This window comes from Streptomyces sp. NPDC003247, assembly GCF_042888135.1.
Lineage (GTDB): Bacteria > Actinomycetota > Actinomycetes > Streptomycetales > Streptomycetaceae > Streptomyces.
On sequence record NZ_JBIAPF010000004.1, the window covers coordinates 351186 to 368572 of the forward strand.

Annotated in this window: 20 protein-coding genes; 8 read left to right on the forward strand and 12 right to left on the reverse strand. The window is 72.8% G+C overall.

Annotation, left to right across the window (positions count from 1 at the left end):
- Positions 1-69: 69 nt before the first annotated feature.
- On the reverse strand, positions 70-1023 hold the full coding sequence (locus ACFYWQ_RS15205) for an ROK family protein (RefSeq protein WP_389517411.1): 954 nt from the start codon (positions 1021-1023) through the stop codon (positions 70-72).
- A gap of 194 nt (positions 1024-1217) precedes the next feature.
- Between ACFYWQ_RS15205 and ACFYWQ_RS15210 the strand changes: the two genes are divergently transcribed.
- Entirely contained in the window at positions 1218-2267 is a 1050-nt protein-coding gene (locus ACFYWQ_RS15210; protein WP_389516509.1) for a LacI family DNA-binding transcriptional regulator, read from the forward strand.
- Between the two features lie 82 nt (positions 2268-2349).
- Positions 2350-3060: a hypothetical protein gene (locus ACFYWQ_RS15215; protein ID WP_389517413.1), complete on the forward strand. Its 711-nt coding sequence runs from the start codon at positions 2350-2352 to the stop codon at positions 3058-3060.
- A gap of 112 nt (positions 3061-3172) precedes the next feature.
- Here ACFYWQ_RS15215 and ACFYWQ_RS15220 read toward each other — a convergent pair whose 3' ends face one another.
- Positions 3173-4477 (reverse strand): DUF6986 family protein, encoded by a 1305-nt coding sequence (locus tag ACFYWQ_RS15220; protein WP_389516511.1) that lies wholly within the window; start codon positions 4475-4477, stop codon positions 3173-3175.
- A gap of 173 nt (positions 4478-4650) precedes the next feature.
- On the opposite strand from ACFYWQ_RS15220, the gene ACFYWQ_RS15225 reads away from it, so the two are divergent.
- Positions 4651-5574: an endonuclease/exonuclease/phosphatase family protein gene (locus tag ACFYWQ_RS15225; RefSeq protein WP_389516513.1), complete on the forward strand. Its 924-nt coding sequence runs from the start codon at positions 4651-4653 to the stop codon at positions 5572-5574.
- A 64-nt stretch (positions 5575-5638) separates the two neighbouring features.
- Here the strand turns inward: ACFYWQ_RS15225 and ACFYWQ_RS15230 are convergent, their stop codons facing one another.
- The 5 genes from ACFYWQ_RS15230 to ACFYWQ_RS15250 all read right to left on the reverse strand — a co-directional run bounded on the left by ACFYWQ_RS15230 (position 5639) and on the right by ACFYWQ_RS15250 (position 8808).
- Entirely contained in the window at positions 5639-6601 is a 963-nt protein-coding gene (locus tag ACFYWQ_RS15230) for an electron transfer flavoprotein subunit alpha/FixB family protein (protein ID WP_389516515.1), read from the reverse strand.
- A gap of 53 nt (positions 6602-6654) precedes the next feature.
- Positions 6655-7443 (reverse strand): electron transfer flavoprotein subunit beta/FixA family protein, encoded by a 789-nt coding sequence (locus tag ACFYWQ_RS15235; RefSeq protein WP_389516517.1) that lies wholly within the window; start codon positions 7441-7443, stop codon positions 6655-6657.
- A 218-nt stretch (positions 7444-7661) separates the two neighbouring features.
- Complete coding sequence (locus ACFYWQ_RS15240) at positions 7662-8171, reverse strand: flavin reductase family protein (RefSeq protein ID WP_389516518.1); 510 nt, start codon at positions 8169-8171, stop codon at positions 7662-7664.
- A 44-nt stretch (positions 8172-8215) separates the two neighbouring features.
- Positions 8216-8296 (reverse strand): putative leader peptide, encoded by an 81-nt coding sequence (locus ACFYWQ_RS15245; protein ID WP_385063140.1) that lies wholly within the window; start codon positions 8294-8296, stop codon positions 8216-8218.
- Positions 8297-8394: 98 nt separating this feature from the next.
- On the reverse strand, positions 8395-8808 hold the full coding sequence (locus ACFYWQ_RS15250; protein ID WP_389516520.1) for a TlpA family protein disulfide reductase: 414 nt from the start codon (positions 8806-8808) through the stop codon (positions 8395-8397).
- Between the two features lie 75 nt (positions 8809-8883).
- Between ACFYWQ_RS15250 and ACFYWQ_RS15255 the strand changes: the two genes are divergently transcribed.
- Both ACFYWQ_RS15255 and ACFYWQ_RS15260 read left to right on the forward strand, forming a co-directional pair.
- The gene (locus ACFYWQ_RS15255) at positions 8884-9300 is read left to right on the forward strand and encodes a DUF4395 domain-containing protein (RefSeq protein WP_389516522.1); all 417 of its coding nucleotides are present in this window, start codon (positions 8884-8886) and stop codon (positions 9298-9300) included.
- A 185-nt stretch (positions 9301-9485) separates the two neighbouring features.
- A complete protein-coding gene (locus ACFYWQ_RS15260) occupies positions 9486-10214 on the forward strand; it encodes a lysophospholipid acyltransferase family protein (RefSeq protein WP_389516524.1) in 729 nt (242 codons plus the stop codon).
- Positions 10215-10335: 121 nt separating this feature from the next.
- On the opposite strand, the gene ACFYWQ_RS15265 is transcribed toward ACFYWQ_RS15260, so the two are convergent.
- From ACFYWQ_RS15265 to ACFYWQ_RS15280, 4 genes are all read right to left on the reverse strand, one after another.
- A complete protein-coding gene (locus ACFYWQ_RS15265) occupies positions 10336-10908 on the reverse strand; it encodes a transglutaminase domain-containing protein (RefSeq protein WP_389516526.1) in 573 nt (190 codons plus the stop codon).
- Between the two features lie 95 nt (positions 10909-11003).
- Positions 11004-12074: a threonine aldolase family protein gene (locus ACFYWQ_RS15270; protein ID WP_389516528.1), complete on the reverse strand. Its 1071-nt coding sequence runs from the start codon at positions 12072-12074 to the stop codon at positions 11004-11006.
- On the reverse strand, positions 12071-12817 hold the full coding sequence (locus ACFYWQ_RS15275) for an SDR family NAD(P)-dependent oxidoreductase (protein ID WP_389516530.1): 747 nt from the start codon (positions 12815-12817) through the stop codon (positions 12071-12073). The genes ACFYWQ_RS15270 and ACFYWQ_RS15275 overlap by 4 nt, the downstream gene beginning before the upstream one ends.
- A gap of 44 nt (positions 12818-12861) precedes the next feature.
- A complete protein-coding gene (locus ACFYWQ_RS15280) occupies positions 12862-14259 on the reverse strand; it encodes a DUF6421 family protein (protein WP_389516532.1) in 1398 nt (465 codons plus the stop codon).
- Positions 14260-14519: 260 nt separating this feature from the next.
- On the opposite strand from ACFYWQ_RS15280, the gene ACFYWQ_RS15285 reads away from it, so the two are divergent.
- Complete coding sequence (locus ACFYWQ_RS15285) at positions 14520-15203, forward strand: glycerophosphodiester phosphodiesterase (RefSeq protein ID WP_389516534.1); 684 nt, start codon at positions 14520-14522, stop codon at positions 15201-15203.
- A 39-nt stretch (positions 15204-15242) separates the two neighbouring features.
- Here the strand turns inward: ACFYWQ_RS15285 and ACFYWQ_RS15290 are convergent, their stop codons facing one another.
- Entirely contained in the window at positions 15243-15782 is a 540-nt protein-coding gene (locus ACFYWQ_RS15290; RefSeq protein WP_389516536.1) for a GNAT family N-acetyltransferase, read from the reverse strand.
- 79 nt (positions 15783-15861) lie between these two features.
- Between ACFYWQ_RS15290 and ACFYWQ_RS15295 the strand changes: the two genes are divergently transcribed.
- Positions 15862-16254 (forward strand): VOC family protein, encoded by a 393-nt coding sequence (locus ACFYWQ_RS15295; RefSeq protein WP_389516537.1) that lies wholly within the window; start codon positions 15862-15864, stop codon positions 16252-16254.
- Positions 16255-16325: 71 nt separating this feature from the next.
- The gene (locus ACFYWQ_RS15300; protein WP_389516539.1) at positions 16326-17090 is read left to right on the forward strand and encodes a VOC family protein; all 765 of its coding nucleotides are present in this window, start codon (positions 16326-16328) and stop codon (positions 17088-17090) included.
- Positions 17091-17387: the final 297 nt, after the last annotated feature.

Consider the following 17387-nt stretch of genomic DNA (forward strand, 5'->3'; position numbering starts at 1 on the left):
CGTCGCCCGGCGGAGGCAGGACGTCCCCCCGCCGCCCTCTCCGCCGGCACCACCGCCCCGCCCGCCCCCTCATACCCCCGCCGCCGTCACCCCCGGTCTCCCCGCCAGGGCCGCCGCGGCCGCGCCGACCAGTCCGGCGTCCGTGCCCATCCGCGCGGGTACGACCGTCAGCCGCCGGACGAACGACAGGGTCGCGTAGTCGGCGAGGGACCGGCGCAGGGGCGCGAAGAGGACGTCGCCCGCCTCGGCGACGCCGCCGCCGATCACCGCGATGTCGATCTCGACGAGCGCCGCGGTGGCGGCGATGCCGGCCGCCAGGGCCCGCGCGGCGCGCTCGAAGGAGGCCCGGGCGACGGGATCGCCCGCGCGGGCCGCGACGGCCACGGCGGCGGCGGAGGTGTCGCCGTCGGGGCCGGGGCGCCAGCCGTTCTCCAGGGCGCGCCGGGAGATGTGCGGGCCGCTGGCGATCCGCTCCACGCAGCCACGCGCCCCGCACGCGCAGGGGGCGCCGTCGAGTTCGACGCTGATGTGACCGATGTGGCCCGCGTTCCCGGTGGGGCCCGGGTGCAGACGTCCGCCGAGGACCAGGCCGCCGCCGACCCCGGTGGAGACCACCATGCACAGCGCGTTGTCGTGCCCGCGGGCGGCTCCCTGCCAGTGCTCGGCGGCGGTGAGGGCCACGCCGTCGCCGATCAGCACGACGGGCAGGTCCCCGACCGCGGCGCGCACCCGTTCCACCAGCGGGTAGTCGCGCCAGCCGGGCACGTTCACCGGGCTCACGGTGCCCGTGGAGGCGTCCACCGGGCCGGCGCTGCCGATACCGACGGCGCGCGCACGCCCCCACAGCGACGACGCCGTCAGCTCCCCCAGCACCTCCCGCACGGCCCGCATCACGGTGTCGCCGTCCTCCTGCGCGGGCGTGGGCCGCCTGGCGCGGAGCAGGATCGTTCCGTCGCCGTCCACCAGCGCTCCGGCGATCTTGGTGCCGCCGATGTCGAGCGCGGCCACGAGGTCGGTGTGCATCACGTCTCGGTTCTCCCCCTCCACCACGGGAATCGGGCCGGCCGGTCCGGCGGTGGGGGACGCGGGCCGGAGATTGCGGTGGCCAGTCTCCCCCGCATCTGACAACGTTGTCCAGGCCCTATGCTCGTCCGCACATCCTCATACGACTCCCGGGACGCCGCACCCCCGGGGACAACAGGACAGGACACCGCCCCGTGCCCGAGACGCCCAGCCGGCCCGTCGGACTCTTCGGACCTCGCTACGGCAACCGTCCCACCATGAAGGACGTCGCCGCGCGCGCGGGCGTCGGGCTGAAGACCGTCTCGCGGGTGGTGAACGGCGAGCCGGGGGTCACCCCGCAGACGGAACAGCGCGTCCAGGAGGCCATCGACGCGCTCGGCTTCCGCCGCAACGACAGCGCGCGGGTGCTGCGCAAGGGCCGTACCGCGAGCATCGGCCTGGTCCTGGAGGACCTCGCCGACCCTTTCTACGGCCCGCTGAGCCGGGCGGTGGAGGAGGTGGCGAGGGCGCACGGCGCGCTGCTCATCAACGGCTCCAGCGCCGGGGACCCCGACCGGGAGCAGGAGTTGGCGCTGGCGCTGTGCGCGCGCCGGGTGGACGGTCTGGTGGTCATCCCGGCCGGGGACGACCACCGGTACCTGGAGCCCGAGATCAGGGCGGGCGTCGCCACGGTCTTCGTCGACCGTCCGGCCGGGCGCATCGACGCCGACTGCGTCCTGTCGGACAACTTCGGCGGCGCCCGGCAGGGCGTGGCCCACCTCCTGGCGCACGGGCACCGCAGGATCGGCTTCATCGGCGACATGCCGCGCATCCACACCGCGGCGGAGCGTCTGCGCGGCTACCGGGCGGCCCTGGAGGACGCGGGCATACCCGTGGAGGACGCCTGGATGTCCCTGGGGACCACGGAACCGGCGCGGGTGCGCCGGGCGACCGAGGCGATGCTGTCCGGGCCCTCGCCGGTCACGGCGGTGTTCACGGGCAACAACCGGGTGACCGTCACCGTCATCCGCGTGCTCGCCGAGCAGGCCCGGCCGGTCGCCCTCGTGGCCTTCGACGACCTGGAGCTCGCCGACCTGCTCCAGCCGGGCGTCACCGTGGTCGCCCAGGACGCGGCCGCCATCGGCGGCACCGCCGCCGTGCGTCTCTTCCAGCGGCTGGAGGGCACCCTGATCACCCCGGAACGCGTCGTGCTGCCGACGCGGCTGATCACCCGCGGCTCGGGCGAGCTGCCCCCCGCGGACTGAGGACGGCGTGGACGGACACGACGACGGACACCACGCCGGACACCACGAGGGACACCACGCCGGCCCCCCCGAGGGGCGCACGCTGGAGGCGCTCGGTCTCGCCGACGCGCCGCGCGACCACCCGCTGACCTATCCCGGCGCCTGGCCCGAGGAGTCCGGCCTGCTCGACGGGGACCGGCTGCTGCCCCTGGACCGCCTGGTGTTCCCCGGCCGCACACCGGTCCTGGCCGTGGGCTCCAACGCCTGCCCGGGCCAGCTGCGCCACAAGATGGCCGAGTGCGGGGTCGCCTCGCCGGTCCCGATGGTGCGGACCCGGGTCACGGGCGTCGGCATCGGCGTGTCCGCGCACGTCAGCCGGCTGGGATACGTGTCCGCCTCCCCGGTCCTCGCCCCCCGCGTCACCCGGGAGTTGTTCGTCATCTGGCTGGACGCGGTACAGCTCGCCGTCGTCGACGCGACCGAGCCGCACTTCGACCGGGTCCGGCTGCCCGCCTCCCAGGCGCGGATCGAGCTGGAGAACGGCGACGAACTCACCGGCGCGTTCGCCTACGTCAATCGCCACGGCGTCCTGCACAACGGCACCGCCGCCCCGCGCGGCCATCCGGGACAGCGCGCTCTGATCAGCGAACTCCTGCGGGGATCGGCCGAGTTGAGGCGGCTGTTCGGCGAGACCCCGGAGGCGTTCTGCGCCGCGGCGCGGGGCGACGCGCTGCTGTGCGAGCGCGGTACCCGGCTGTTCGCGCGGGAGCGGCTGGTGACGCGTTCCGGGCTCGAACACCTCCGCGTCCGGTAGGAACACCTCCGCGTCCGCCAGGCCCTGTCGTCACACGCCCGTACGGGACGTCACGCGCCGTGCGGGGCTGCCGGGCGGCAACCGCCCCCGAACCGGACCGCAGGCCCCGGATCTACTGGGCCGACGCCGTCAGATCACCCCGCCGGGGTGCCGCGAAGCCCTCCAGGGCCGCCCGGGACAGCCCCGTGGCGCCGGTCACCTCGACGGCGTCGAGCGCACCGCAGTCCAGGCCGCGCAGCAGGTAGCCGCTGAGGGCCTTGGCGGTGGCCGGCTCGTCCATGACGTCGCCGGCGGCCCGGTCGGCGTACCGGGCCAGACGTTCGGCGGCCTGGACGAAGCCCTCGCGGTAGAAGGCGAAGACGGCCGCGTACCGGGTGGGGAGGTGACCGGGGTGCATGTCCCAGCCCTGGTAGTAGGCGCGCGCGAGGGCCCGGCGGGTGAGGCCGTAGTGCAGCCGCCAGGCGTCGTGCACCCGCTCGGTGGGGCCGACGGGCAGGACGTTCGTGGAGCCGTCCGAGACGCGTACGCCGGTGCCGGCCGCCGCGACCTGCATGACGGCCTTGGCGTGGTCGGCGGCCGGGTGGTCACTGGCCTGGTGGGCTGCGGACACTCCGAGGCAGGCGCTGTAGTCGAACGTGCCGTAGTGCAGGCCGGTGGCGCGGCCTTCGGCCGCCCGGATCATGCGGGCGACGCCTGCGGTGCCGTCGGCGGCGAGGATGGCCTGGCTGGTCTCGATCTGGATCTCGAAGCCGAGCCGGCCGGGCGGGAGACCGCGGGCCTTCTCGAAGGCCTCCAGGAGCCGGACCATCGCGGTGACCTGCTGCGGGTACGTCACCTTGGGCAGGGTGAGGACCAGCCCGTCCGGCAGGCCGCCGGCCTCCGTCAGGCCGGTGAGGAAGACGTCCAGGGTGCGGATCCCGCGGTCGCGGACGGCGGCCTCCATGCACTTCATGCGGATGCCCATGTACGGCGCCGCCGTGCCCTTCGCGTACGCCTCGGCGATCAGACGCGCGGCGCGGGCGGCGGCCTCGTCCTCCTCGGCGTCCGGGCGGGGGCCGTAGCCGTCCTCGAAGTCGACGCGCAGGTCTTCGATCGGCTCGCGCTCCAGCTTGGCGCGCACCCGCGTGTACACCGGCTCGGCGAGGTCGTCGGACAGGCCGAGGACGGCGGCGAAGGACGCGGCGTCCGGGGCGTGCTCGTCGAGGGCGGCCAGCGCCCGGTCGCCCCAGGAGCGGAGGGTGTCGGCGGAGAAGGCGTCACCGGGCACGTAGACGGTGTGCACGGGCTGGCGGGTGCCGGGGTCGCCGGGGTAGAGGCGTTCGAGTTCGACGTCGACCGGGGCGAGGGAGGAGCTGATCTCCTCGCTGACGGCGCCCGCGAGGCTCGTCGTCACGGTCTCCTGCTGGCCCTGACCCATCCCAGACCCTCCTGTTTTCCGCTGTACGGAATCAACAATCCGTAGAACGAAGTTATCCGTGGATCTTCCGGCCGGTCAACACCCTGTCCGCGCGCTGGCCCCCCGACCGCCCCCGGGCCCCCTTCCGCACAGCCGTTCCCCCCTTCATCCTGGCTCACGAGGGGAGGAGGCACATGGCGGTCACCAGGGGGACGACGCGCCGCACCGGGCTGAGGACCGTGGCGGCGGCGGCCGTCGCGATCCCCGTCCTCGGGGCGGTCCGCTCCTCCGGCCCCCGGACCCGCGAGGCGAACGGGAACCCCCGCCCGGCGCCCTCCGTGCCCCCTCTGGACGTCATGACCTTCAACCTCCGCTTCCCGAGCACCGTGGAGCCCCACAGCTGGCCCACCCGCCGCCCGGTGATGCGCGCCCTGCTGCGCGCGGCGGCCCCGCACGTCATCGGCACCCAGGAGGGCGAACCCCCGCAGCTGCGGGACATCGAGGCCGACCTCGGACCGCACTACGCCTGGATCGGCCGGGGGCGCGGCGGCGGCGACGAGGAGTCCATGGCCGTCTTCTACGACACCCGCCGGCTGGAACCGGTCGAGCACGCCCACTTCTGGCTCTCCGACACGCCCGCCGTGCGCGGCTCCAACACCTGGGGCGCGGCGTACCCGCGCATGGTCACCTGGGTCCGCTTCCGCGACGTCACCGCCGGGGGGCGGGAGTTCTGCCTGCTCAACACCCACCTCGACAACGAGAGCCAGTACGCGCGCCTGCGCTCCGTCTCCCTGATCGCCGCGCGGACGGCGCGGTTCGACCCGTCCCTGCCGCTCGTGGTGACCGGCGACTTCAACGCCGTCGCCCACCGCAACCCGGTCTACGACGCCCTGCTCGCCACCGGTCTGGTGGACACCTGGGACACGGCGCGGCGGCGCGGCGCGGGGTACGGGACGTACCACGGCTACCAGGAGCTCACGCCGGGCGGGGCCCGGATCGACTGGATCCTGGTGCGTCCGGGCGTCACGGTGCACCGCGCGTGGGTCGACACCTTCTCCCTGGACGGCCGGTTCCCGAGCGACCATCTGCCGGTGTGCGCCACGCTCGGCCTGGGATGAGCCGAGGCCCCCGTGACGGCGCGGTCACGGGGGCCTCGGGAGGTGCCCGGGAGCGGGCGGGTGATCAGCCCTTGCGGGTCTTGATCTCCTCGGTGAGCTGGGGGACGACGTCGAAGAGGTCGCCGACGACGCCGTAGTCGACGAGGTCGAAGATCGGGGCCTCGGGGTCCTTGTTGACGGCCACGATGGTCTTCGAGGTCTGCATGCCGGCGCGGTGCTGGATGGCGCCGGAGATGCCGTTGGCGATGTACAGCTGCGGCGAGACGGACTTGCCGGTCTGGCCGACCTGGTTGGTGTGCGGGTACCAGCCGGCGTCCACCGCGGCGCGGGAGGCGCCGACGGCCGCGCCGAGGGAGTCGGCGAGGTTCTCGATGAGCCCGAAGTTCTCGGCGCCGTTGACGCCGCGGCCGCCGGAGACCACGATCGCGGCCTCGGTCAGCTCCGGGCGGCCGGTCGACTCGCGCGGGGTGCGGCCGGTGACCTTGGTGCCGGTCGCCTGCGCGGAGAAGGTCACCGCGAGGGCCTCGACCGTGCCGGCGGCCGGCGCGGCCTCGACGGCGGCGCTGTTGGGCTTGACGGTGATGACCGGGGTGCCCTTGACGACACGGGTCTTGGTGGTGAAGGACGCGGCGAACACCGACTGGGTGGCCACCGGGCCCTCGTCGCCGGCCTCCAGGTCGACGGCGTCGGTGATGATGCCGGAGCCGATGCGCAGCGCCAGACGGGCGGCGATCTCCTTGCCCTCCGCGGAGGACGACACCAGCACGGCGGCCGGGGACACGGCCTCGTGGGCGGCCTGGAGCGCGTCCACCTTCGGTACGACCAGGTAGTCGGCGTACTCGGCGGCGTCGTGCGTGAGGACCCGCGCCGCGCCGTGCTCGGCGAGCGTGGCGGCGGTGTTCTCCGCACCGGCGCCGAGGGCGACGGCGACCGGCTCGCCGATGCGGCGGGCCAGGGTCAGCAGCTCCAGGGTGGGCTTGCGGACGGCGCCGTCCACGTGGTCGACGTAGACGAGGACTTCAGCCATGGGAATGCTCTCCTGCGTAACGATCTTGAGGGGCGGTCAGCGGATGCGGGGCTCTAGATGAACTTCTGGCCCGCGAGGAACTCGGCGAGCTGCTTGCCGCCCTCGCCCTCGTCCTTGACGATCGTGCCGGCCGTGCGGGCCGGGCGCTCGGTCGCCGTCTCGACCTTGGTCCAGGCGCCCTCCAGGCCGACCTCCTCCGCCTCGATGTCGAGGTCGGACAGGTCCCAGGACTGCACCGGCTTCTTCTTGGCGGCCATGATGCCCTTGAAGGACGGGTAGCGCGCCTCGCCCGACTGGTCCGTGACCGACACGACGGCCGGCAGGGAGGCCTCCAGCTGCTCCGAGGCGGTGTCGCCGTCCCGGCGGCCCTTGACCGTGCCGTCCTCGACCGAGACCTCGGAGAGCAGGGTGACCTGCGGCACGCCCAGGCGCTCGGCCACCAGGGCCGGGACGACGCCCATGGTGCCGTCGGTGGAGGCCATGCCGGAGATCACCAGGTCGTAGCCGGCCTTCTCGATGGCCTTGGCCAGCACCAGCGAGGTGCCGATGGCGTCGGTGCCGTGCAGGTCGTCGTCCTCGACGTGGACCGCCTTGTCGGCACCCATGGACAGCGCCTTGCGCAGCGCGTCCTTGGCGTCCTCCGGGCCCACCGTCAGGACGGTGATCTCCACGTCGTCGTCGGAGTTCTCGGAGATCTGCAGCGCCTGCTCGACCGCGTACTCGTCGAGCTCGGAGAGCAGACCGTCCACGTCGTCCCGGTCGACGGTCAGGTCATCGGCGAAGTGCCGGTCGCCAGTGGCGTCGGGCACGTACTTCACAGTGACAACGATCCTCAAGCTCACGCCGGCTCTCCTACTGCATCGTCAGTTCTCGGCTGCCTTCTTCCAGGCAGCATAGGCGCCACAAGCGGCCGATTCCGACCGGGGCGACCTGCGCTCCGACCGAAATATTACTCGCCAGTACATCGAGTTCATTCCCGCTAAGCAAGCGCTTTGAACTGTGACCTGTGCAACGCAGCGTAATCGGAATCCGACGGTTTCGCAGAAGAGCCCCGCGGCGGTCAGTCGCGCAGCGCGGTGAACCGGCCCTGGTGGTAGAGCAACGGCCGCCCGGCGCCCGCCGGATCGCCGTGCACGACCTCGGCCAGCACGATGCGGTGGTCCCCCGCGGGCACCCGCGCGACGACCCGGCACACCAGCCAGGCCAGGACGTCGTCGAGGACGGGGACGCCCTCGGGGCCCTCCTGCCAGGCCGTCGGCGCGCCGAACCGGTCGGCGCCGCTGCGGGCGAAGGTGGCGGCCAGCTCCTGCTGGTGCTCGCCGAGTATGTGCACCCCGACGTGGTCGGCGTCGGAGAGCGCCGGCCAGCTGGAGGCGCCGGTGCCGACACCGAACGACAGCAGCGGGGGCTGCGCGGAGACCGAGGTGAGGGAGGTGGCGGTGAAGCCCACCGGACCGGTCCCGCCGGACGCGGTGATCACGGCCACACCCGCCGCGTGCCGGCGGAAGACGGAGCGCAGCAGGTCGGGGGAGGCGAGCTGAGGGGTACGGAGACCGGGGGTGGCCGTCATGGAGTTGTCCTTCTCGGGGGAGGGGCGTGGGCGTCGGGGACTGCTCACCGGCCCGGACAGCACGCGCTCGCGGTACGCACCAGGTCGACGTGCGCCCGTCCGTGGAGAAGGGGGTCCTCAGGCATGGGGTCAGGCTGACGATGGATGGCCTGCACAGTCAAGTGCGTCCCGCCATCCGGAAGTGCCCTGACCGGCTCCGCGACGGACCTCACACCGGCCGGCCTCACACCGCCTCCCCCAGGGCCGCGATGACGTCGGCCGTGCGGGGCTGGCCCGCGGCGCGGCGCACGACGCGCCCGTCGGCGTCCAGGACCAGCACGGTGGGGGTCTTGAGGATGCCGAGTTCGCGGACGAGGTCGAGCCGGGCCTCGGCGTCGATCTCGACGTGCCGCACTCCCGGGACCATGCCGGACACCTCGCCGAGGATCCGGCGGGTCGCCCGGCAGGGGGCGCAGAAGGCGCTGGAGAACTGGACGAGCGTGGCCCGCTCGCCGAGTTCGTCCCCCAGCCGGTCCGCACCGAGCCGCTGTCCCTCGTCGCGCCCGCGCACGCGCACCCTCCCGCTCCGCCGCCGGTGCAGCACCCCGAAGAGGCTCGCCGCCGCGAGCACCCCCGCACACACGAATAGTCCGGTCATCAACGGCTCCAGCATTCACGAGACCGAAAAGATTCCCGTCCCCCTTCCGTCTTCCCGGTGCGGAATGCTTGATCCATGGACATCGATGCGAGGGGGCCGCGCTTCGGGGCGGCGGTCACGGCCGTCGTCCTGGCCGTCGTACTGATCACCCGGAACCCCTGGCTGCTCGCCTGGCAGACGCTGGCCTTCGCGCTCGGCGCGGCGGGCGGCGTGGGACGTTCGCCCTATGGATGGGCCTTCCGTACGGCCGTCCGGCCGCGGCTGGGTCCGCCCAGGGAGTTCGAGGCGCCCCAGCCGCCGAGGTTCGCGCAGGCCGTGGGGCTGGTCTTCGCGGGGGCGGGTCTGGCCGGGTTCACGCTGGGCCCGGAGTGGCTGGGCTACGCGGCCACCGCGGCGGCCCTGGCGGCCGCCTTCCTGAACGCCGTCTTCGGCTTCTGCCTGGGGTGCGAGATGTACCTGCTCGTACGGCGGGTGACGGTACGGGCGGAGTAAAGGGGACGTCAAAGCCCGAGGTGGATCAAGGTGCCACGTGACGAGGATCTCGCGGTTCACAGGCACCAGGACTGGCTGTCGGCGCGTTCTTCGGGCACGATCTGCGAGATGCCGTAAACCTACGGCTGCGTAACTTTGTCCGGGAGCCGTTCCCGGGCAGAGAGAAGGAAGGGTCCGCCCCGCCCATGGCAGAGCTTGTCTACCGCCCCGTCGTCGGCCTCGCCCAGACGCTCTTCAAGGTCTGGGACCTCAAGATCGACTGCCAGGGGTCGGAGAACATCCCGCGCTCGGGCGGAGCCGTGCTGGTGAGCAACCACATCAGCTACCTGGACTTCGTCTTCAACGGCCTGGCCGCGCTCCCGCAGAAGCGCCTCGTGCGGTTCATGGCCAAGGAGTCGGTCTTCCGGCACCGGATCTCCGGTCCGCTGATGCGCGGGATGAAGCACATCCCGGTGGACCGCAAGCAGGGCGAGGCGGCGTACGCGCACGCCCTGGACTCGCTGCGCTCCGGCGAGGTCGTCGGGGTCTTCCCGGAGGCGACCATCTCCGAGTCGTTCACGCTGAAGAGCTTCAAGTCCGGTGCGGCCCGGCTGGCCCAGGAGGCGGGCGTCCCGCTGATCCCGATGGCGCTGTGGGGCACGCAGCGGCTGTGGACCAAGGGCCACCCGCGCAACTTCCGGCGCAGCCACACCCCGATCACCATCCGGGTCGGCGAGGCGGTGGAGGCCTCCCGCGACAAGTACGCGGGCGCGATCACCCGGCAGTTGCGCGAGCGCGTCCAGGAGCTGCTGGAGGCCGCCCAGCGCGCGTACCCGGTGCGCCCGAAGGACGCGGACGACACCTGGTGGATGCCGGCCCATCTGGGCGGCACCGCGCCGACGCCGGAGCAGGTCCGCCAGGCCGAGGCCCGCTGACGGGCCGCTCGGCGCGCGGCGGGTCGCCCGCCCACGTCCCCCCTCCCCCGGCCGGGGCGAACGCCTTGCCCCCCGCTGCCCTCCCCGGTCGGGGCGGCCGACGACGGTGACCCGCCGGTGCTCACAGGGTGGTGGGCAGCGTCTTCCACAGGTGCGGCCGGTCGGGGGCGGCTTTCAGGGCGTCGAGGACGGCCGGGTGCGGCGCCGCGTACAGCACGGGGTGGTCCGCCTCCCCGGCCGCGGCGTCGGGGGTGAAGGCCAGCCGCTCGCCGGCCAGGGAGAACCGGGCGTCCACGCCCGGCTTGTTGCCACGCGGGTCCTGCCGGTGCCAGGCGCCGTTGAAGCGGACGGCGACCAGGCCGTGCACCACGTCGAACGTCTGGTAGCACAGCGCGGTCGGGATGTCCTCCGCGCGGAGCAGCGCGGCCAGCGCGTGGGCCTTGGCGTAGCAGATGCCCGTCCTGCGCTCCAGGACGTCCGAGGCGCGCCAGGTGACGCGCAGATCGCCGGAGTCCTGTGAGTGGGGAATGGTGTCGCGCACGAACTCGAACGCCAGTCGCGCATAGGCATACGAGTCTTCCGCGTCCTTGGCAAGACGTCCGGCGGTGGCCCGCACCAGCGGGTGCTCATGGTCGATGACCTCGTCAGCGGCCAGATAGGCGGACAGGTCGGGGTTCTCCTGGATCAGCTCCATGTCTGGAGAGCATAGGAACGCGATCACCCGAGAGTCAATGATTTTTCGGGTGACCGCATACTTATGCATTGCGCCGGGCCGCCGGGGTGCCAGGGTCAGCGCGCCATCTCCTCCTTGAGCGCCGTCACGAAGGTGTCCACGTCCTCCTCCGTCGTGTCGAAGGCGCACATCCAGCGCACCACCCCGGCCGCCTCGTCCCAGAAGTAGAACCGGAACCGCTCCTGCAACCGCTCGGCCACGTCGTGCGGGAGCCGGGCGAAGACCCCGTTGGCCTGCACCGGATAGAGGATCTCCACGCCGTGCACGGCCCGCACGCCCTCGGCGAGCCGCTGCGCCATCTCGTTGGCGTGGCGGGCGTTGCGCAGCCACAGGTCCTTGGCGAGCAGGGCCTCCAGCTGCACCGACACGAAGCGCATCTTGGAGGCGAGCTGCATGGACAGCTTGCGCAGGTGCTTCATGCGGCCGACGGCGTCCTGGTCGATGACGACGACGGCCTCGCCGAAGAGCGCGCCGTTCTTCGTGCCGCCCAGGGAGAGGATGTCGACGCCGGCCGCGTTGGTGAACGTCCGCATCGGCACGTCCAGGGAGGCCGCCGCGTTGGCTATCCGGGATCCGTCGAGGTGCACCTTCATGCCGTGGGCGTGGGCGTGGTCGCAGATCGCGCGGACCTCGTCCGGCGTGTAGAGGGTGCCGAGCTCCGTGCTCTGGGTGATCGACACCACCTGCGGCATCGCCCGGTGCTCGTCCTCCCAGCCGTACGCCTGGCGGTCGATCAGCTCGGGGGTGAGCTTGCCGTCGGGCGTGGGCACGGTGAGCAGCTTGAGGCCGCCCATGCGCTCGGGCGCACCGCCCTCGTCCACGTGGATGTGGGCGCTCTCGGCGCAGATCACCGCGCCCCAGCGGTCGGTGACCGCCTGGAGCGCGACGACGTTGGCGCCGGTGCCGTTGAAGACCGGGAAGGCCTCCGCCGTGGGCCCGAAGTGGCTGCGGACGATCCGCTGGAGATTGCCGGTGTACGCGTCCTCGCCGTAGGCGACCTGGTGGCCGCCGTTGGCCAGGGCGAGGGCGGCCATCACCTCCGGGTGGGCGCCGGCGTAGTTGTCGCTGGCGAAACCGCGGACCTGCGGGTCGTGGTGGCGGCGGGCGTCGGTCTTCGGTGGGTTCACGGCTTCTCGGTGAGCCACAGACGGTGTCCGTTCACTTCGGCGGCGGGCTGCTCCCAGACTCCGGCGATGGCCTCGGCCAGGTCCCGCACGTCCGTGAAGCCCGCGAACTTCGCGTTGGGTCGGTCGGCGCGCATCGCGTCGTGCACCAGCGCCTTCACCACCAGGATCGCAGCCGCGGAGGACGGCCCGGCGGCGCCCCCCGCCTTGCGGAAGGCGTCGGCCAGCGCGAGCGTCCAGGCCTCGGCGGCGGCCTTGGCCGCGGCGTACGCGGCGTTGCCGGCGCTGGGCCTGGAGGCGCCGGCGGCGCTGATCAGCACGTACCGTCCGCGTTCGCTCGCCTGGAGGGGCTCGAAGAAGGCCAGCGAGGTGTGCTGCACGGTGCGGATGAGGAGCAGTTCGAGGAAGTCCCAGTCGTCGAGGCTGGTCTTGACGAAGGTCTCGCTGCCACGCCAGCCGCCGACGAGATGGACGAGACCGTCGATCCGGCCGAACTCCTTCTCGATGTGGGCGGCCCACTCGCGGGTGGAACGCAGGTCGAGCAGGTCGACCGGTTCCCCGGTGACGGTGGCGCCGCCGGCTCCGTAGCGGGCCGCGTCGACGGCCTCCGCCAGGCGCTCGGGGTCGTTGTCGGCGGCGACGACCGTCGCGCCCGCCTCCGCGAGGCGGAGCAGTGCCGCCCGGCCGGCGGGTCCGCCCGCGCCGGCCACCGCGATCACCGCACCGCTGAGAGCCCCGTTCCCCATGTCCTTCGCCTCCTGGTCAGCCGTGTTCCCGGTACGGCGGTCGCTCACGCGGCGATCCGCTCGGCGCCGCCCGCCGTGATGCCCTTGGTGGAGGCGATCACGTTCTTCAGCTTCTTGGCCAGTGCCTCATAGAACATGCTGAGCGGAAATTCGTCCGGAAGCACGTCATCGACGAGTTTGCGCGGCGGCTGGGTCAGGTCCAGGGCGTCGGGGCCCTTGGCCCACCGGGAGCCGGGGTGCGGGGCGAGGTAGGAGGAGACCAGCTCGTACCCGGCGAACCAGTGGACGAGCTTGGGGCGGTCGATGCCGTCGCGGTAGAGCTTCTCGATCTCGGCGCACAGCTCGTTGGTGACCTGCGGGGCGCGCTGCCAGTCGATGTGCAGCTTGTTGTCCGTCCAGCGCACCACGTCGTTGCGGTGGAGGTGGGCGAAGAGGAGCTGACCGCCGAGGCCGTCGTAGTTGCGGACCCGCTCGCCGGTGACCGGGAAGCGGAACATGCGGTCGAAGAGCACCGCGTACTGCACGTCGCGGGCCTGCGGGACGCCGTCGGCCTGGAGCTTCACGGCCTCCTTGAAGGCGGTGAGGTCGCAGCGCAGCTCCTCCAGGCCGTACATCCAGAACGGCTGGCGCTGCTTGATCATGAACGGGTCGAAGGGCAGGTCGCCGTGGCTGTGGGTGCGGTCGTGGACCATGTCCCACAGGACGAAGGCCTCCTCGCAGCGCTTCTGGTCGTGGACCATCGCGGCGACGTCCTCGGGCAGCTCCAGGCCCAGGATGTCGACGGCGGCGGCGGTCACGCGGCGGAATCGGGCCGCCTCGCGGTCGCAGAAGATGCCGCCCCAGGAGAAGCGTTCCGGCGCCTCGCGCACGGCGATGGTCTCCGGGAAGAGGACGGCCGAGTTGGTGTCGTAGCCGGCCGTGAAGTCCTCGAAGGTGATGCCGCAGAACAGCGGGTTGTCGTAGCGGGTGCGCTCCAGTTCGGCCAGCCAGTCGGGCCAGACCATGCGCAGCACGACCGCCTCCAGGTTGCGGTCGGGGTTGCCGTTCTGCGTGTACATCGGGAAGACGACCAGGTGCTGGAGGCCGTCGGCGCGGTGGGCCGCGGGCTGGAAGGCCAGCAGCGAGTCGAGGAAGTCCGGCACCTCGAAGCCGCCGTCGGCCCAGCGGCGCAGGTCCCGCACCAGGGCGTGGTGGTAGTCCGCGTCGTGCGGGAGCAGCGGGGAGAGCTCCTCGACGGCCTCGGCGACCTGGCGCACGGCGTGCTCGGCGTCGGCGCGCCCGGGGGCGCCCTCGGCCGAGAAGTCGATCGACCCGTCCTTCGACTGCCAGGGGCGGATCCGCTCCACGGCACCCTTGAGCACGGGCCACGCCGAGTGCTCCACCACCCTGGCCGCGGGAGGAACCTGTCCCTCCGAACCCACCTGCACAAGAATTTCCGTCATGACCCATCCTCTACGGGAGAACCTCGCGTAGGAACACCGTATGCGGAAGGCGTTTCCTCCAGCAAGAGGATCATCCGGAAATTATCCTGCTCACACCCATGGTCACCGCGTTTTTTCCTGTCACATCCGGGCCGCTCGACGACTTTCGTCAGGGCGTCACGGGTAGGGGAACCCACGGCGCAGACACATGTCCATGTCGGCCCGGGGCGACTAGGCTGCGGGCTCTTCCAACGCCGCCGACGACGGAAGCGAGTCGAGTCTTGAACCTTCTCACCATCGGTCACCGCGGAGTCATGGGTGTCGAGCCCGAGAACACCCTCCGGTCGTTCGTCGCCGCCGAGCACGCCGGCCTCGACGTCGTCGAACTCGATCTGCACCTGAGCAAGGACGGCGCGCTCGTCGTCATGCACGACGCGGACGTGGACCGCACGACCGACGGGAACGGGCCGATCGCGGACCACACACTGGCCGAGCTGCGCGTCCTCGACGCGGGGCGCGGCGAGCGGGTGCCCGTCTTCGAGGAGGTCCTGGAGGCGGTGTCGCTGCCGGTCCAGGCCGAGATCAAGGACGTGCAGGCGGCGCGGGCGCTCGCCGCGGTGATACACGAGCGCAACCTGGTGGAGCGGGTGGAGGTGTCCTCGTTCCACGACGAGGCCGTCGCCGAGATCGCCCGGCTGGTGCCCGGGGTGCGCACGGCGCTCATCGGCAGCCGGTACGGCCTGGACATCGTGGACCGGGCGGTGGCGGTCGGCGCCGCGACCGTGTGCCTGAACATCCGGCGGCTCACCCTGGAGACCGTCGAGCACGCCCGCGCGCACGGCCTGCGGATCATCGGCTGGGTGGTCAACACACCGGACCACCTGCGGCTGGTGCGGGCCCTGGAACTGGACGGCGCCACCACCGACCACCCCGGGACCAAGCGCGCCGGCCGCTTCACGGCGTGAGCCGCCCGGCGTCCCGCCGTGACGCGTCCCCGGCGGCCGTCAGGCCAGGGGCTTGACCAGCAGCTCGAACCGGAGGTCGGCGCGCTGCGGGATGCCGAAGCGCTCGTCGCCGTACGGGAAGGGCGTCATCCGGCCCGTACGGCGGTAGCCGCGGCGCTCGTACCAGGCGATGAGGTCCTCGCGCACGGTGATCACCGTCATGTGCATCTCGGTGGCGCCCCACGCCGTGCGGGCCCGGCGCTCGGCCTCCGCCAGGACGGTCCGGCCCAGACCGCCGCCCTGCGCCGTGGGACTGACCGCGAACAGGCCGAAGTAGGCGTGGTCGCCGCGGTGCTCGAGCTGGCAGCAGGCGACGATCCGGCCGTCCCGCTCGGCGGTGATCACCAGCCCGTCGGGCGACGCGACGATGTCCAGCACGCCCTCGGGGTCGGTCCGCTGCCCCTGGAGGATGTCCGCCTCCGTGGTCCAGCCGGCCCGGCTGGACTCCCCGCGGTAGGCCGACTCCACGAGCGCGACGAGCGTGTCCACGTCGGCCTCGGTGGCATCACGGAAGACGAGGTCGGTGGCGGTGGCGTCCATACGGGCTTCTCCGGGGTGAGCAGGGGTGCGGCGCGGCTCGGGCACCGCAGAGCCTAACTCTCCCCTAGTCTCCGTATGCATGGTGCATGTACTGAGCAGCCGGATCCTTCTCCGCCCCGTCGACCCCGAGCGGTCCCGCGCCTTCTACGGCGAGCAGTTGGGCCTTCCCGTCTACCGCGAGTTCGGTACGGGGCCGGAGCGGGGCACCGTCTACTTCCTCGGCGGCGGCTTCCTGGAGGTCTCGGGCCGCTCGGAGGCGCCGCCGGACCCCGCCGTACGGCTGTGGGTGCAGGTCCCGGACGTCGCGGCGGCCCACGACGAGCTGCGCGCCAAGGGCGTCGGGATCGTCCGGCCGCCGGTGAGGGAGCCGTGGGGCCTGCTGGAGATGTGGGTCGCGGACCCGGACGGGACCCCGATCGTGCTGGTGGAGGTGCCGGCCGACCATCCATTGCGGTACCGGCCGGGGACCTGAGGCCAGCGGATGCCGGGTCCGGGGCCCGGGCTTAGCGTGCTGGAGGGGGTGCTCCCTTCGGAAGGAACGCGATGAAGCTCGACGCGCCCGTGCCCGGCGGGCCCTGCTGGGCCGAGCTGGGCACCAGTGACCTGGAGGCGGCCCGGCGGTTCTACGGGGAACTGTTCGGCTGGCGGTGCGAGACGGATCCGCGGCAGGAGGCGGGCGGCTACACCGTCGCGCACCTCGGTGACGCGGCGGCCGCCGCGCTCAGCCCCCTGCACCAGGAGAGCAGGCCCGTCGCCTGGAGCGTCTCGTTCGCGGTCTCCGACGCCGATGTCACCGCGCGGCTGATCGAGGAGGCCGGGGGCAAGGTGCTGGTCGGCCCGATGGACGTGTTCGACGCGGGCCGTTTCGTGGTCGCCCTCGACCCGGGCGGCGCCGCCTTCCAGCTCTGGCAGGCGCGGGCCTTCCCGGGTGCCGGGGTGTTCGACGCGCCCGGCTCCCTGGGCTGGGTGGAGCTGATGTCCCGCGACCCGAGGCGGGCGGAGACCTTCTACACGACGGTGTTCGGCTGGACCGTGCGCCCCTCGGAGCACTACACGCAGTGGGGCGTGGGCGGCGCGGACTTCGGCGGCATGGTCACGATGGACGACAAGTTCCCGCCCGAGGTGCCGCCGCACTGGCTGCCGTACTTCGCGGTCGCCGACGTGGACGCCGCGGCGGCGACGGCGGAGCGGGCGGGCGGTACGGCGCTGATGGAACCGACCTCGCTGCCGGACGGCCCGCGGATCGCGGTGCTGCGCGATCCGCAGGGCGCGGTGTTCGGGGTGTACCGGGCCGCAGACGAGGGGTAGTCGGCCACGGCCACGGGCGGAGCGCAGGGAGGGTCCTCCGTCCGGGACTCGCCGGGCGCCGGGAGGCCCCGCCGAGGTGTTGTCCTCCGTCCCGGACTCGCCGAGCGTCGCGAAGCCCCGCCGAGATGTGGTCTCCGCCCCGGACTCGCCAGGCGCCGAGAGACCCCGCCGAGATGTGATCCTCCGCCCCGGACTCGCCAAGCGTCGCGAAGCCCCGCCGAGATGTGGTCTCCGCCCCGGACTCGCCAGGCGCCGAGAGACCCCGCCGAGATGTGATCCTCCGCCCCGGACTCGCCA

What these genes read in the sequence shown, in the direction of transcription:
- ACFYWQ_RS15205 (WP_389517411.1), bottom strand. Translation starts at nt 1,023, where the DNA reads ATGCACACCGACCTCGTGGCCGCGCTCGACATCGGCGGCACCAAGATC.
- ACFYWQ_RS15220 (WP_389516511.1), bottom strand. Translation starts at nt 4,477, where the DNA reads ATGGGTCAGGGCCAGCAGGAGACCGTGACGACGAGCCTCGCGGGCGCC.
- ACFYWQ_RS15225 (WP_389516513.1), top strand. Translation starts at nt 4,651, where the DNA reads ATGGCGGTCACCAGGGGGACGACGCGCCGCACCGGGCTGAGGACCGTG.
- ACFYWQ_RS15230 (WP_389516515.1), bottom strand. Translation starts at nt 6,601, where the DNA reads ATGGCTGAAGTCCTCGTCTACGTCGACCACGTGGACGGCGCCGTCCGC.
- ACFYWQ_RS15240 (WP_389516518.1), bottom strand. Translation starts at nt 8,171, where the DNA reads ATGACGGCCACCCCCGGTCTCCGTACCCCTCAGCTCGCCTCCCCCGAC.
- ACFYWQ_RS15245 (WP_385063140.1), bottom strand. Translation starts at nt 8,296, where the DNA reads ATGCCTGAGGACCCCCTTCTCCACGGACGGGCGCACGTCGACCTGGTG.
- ACFYWQ_RS15250 (WP_389516520.1), bottom strand. Translation starts at nt 8,808, where the DNA reads ATGACCGGACTATTCGTGTGTGCGGGGGTGCTCGCGGCGGCGAGCCTC.
- ACFYWQ_RS15255 (WP_389516522.1), top strand. Translation starts at nt 8,884, where the DNA reads ATGGACATCGATGCGAGGGGGCCGCGCTTCGGGGCGGCGGTCACGGCC.
- ACFYWQ_RS15260 (WP_389516524.1), top strand. Translation starts at nt 9,486, where the DNA reads ATGGCAGAGCTTGTCTACCGCCCCGTCGTCGGCCTCGCCCAGACGCTC.
- ACFYWQ_RS15265 (WP_389516526.1), bottom strand. Translation starts at nt 10,908, where the DNA reads ATGGAGCTGATCCAGGAGAACCCCGACCTGTCCGCCTATCTGGCCGCT.
- ACFYWQ_RS15275 (WP_389516530.1), bottom strand. Translation starts at nt 12,817, where the DNA reads ATGGGGAACGGGGCTCTCAGCGGTGCGGTGATCGCGGTGGCCGGCGCG.
- ACFYWQ_RS15280 (WP_389516532.1), bottom strand. Translation starts at nt 14,259, where the DNA reads ATGACGGAAATTCTTGTGCAGGTGGGTTCGGAGGGACAGGTTCCTCCC.
- ACFYWQ_RS15290 (WP_389516536.1), bottom strand. Translation starts at nt 15,782, where the DNA reads ATGGACGCCACCGCCACCGACCTCGTCTTCCGTGATGCCACCGAGGCC.
- ACFYWQ_RS15295 (WP_389516537.1), top strand. Translation starts at nt 15,862, where the DNA reads ATGGTGCATGTACTGAGCAGCCGGATCCTTCTCCGCCCCGTCGACCCC.
- ACFYWQ_RS15300 (WP_389516539.1), top strand. Translation starts at nt 16,326, where the DNA reads ATGAAGCTCGACGCGCCCGTGCCCGGCGGGCCCTGCTGGGCCGAGCTG.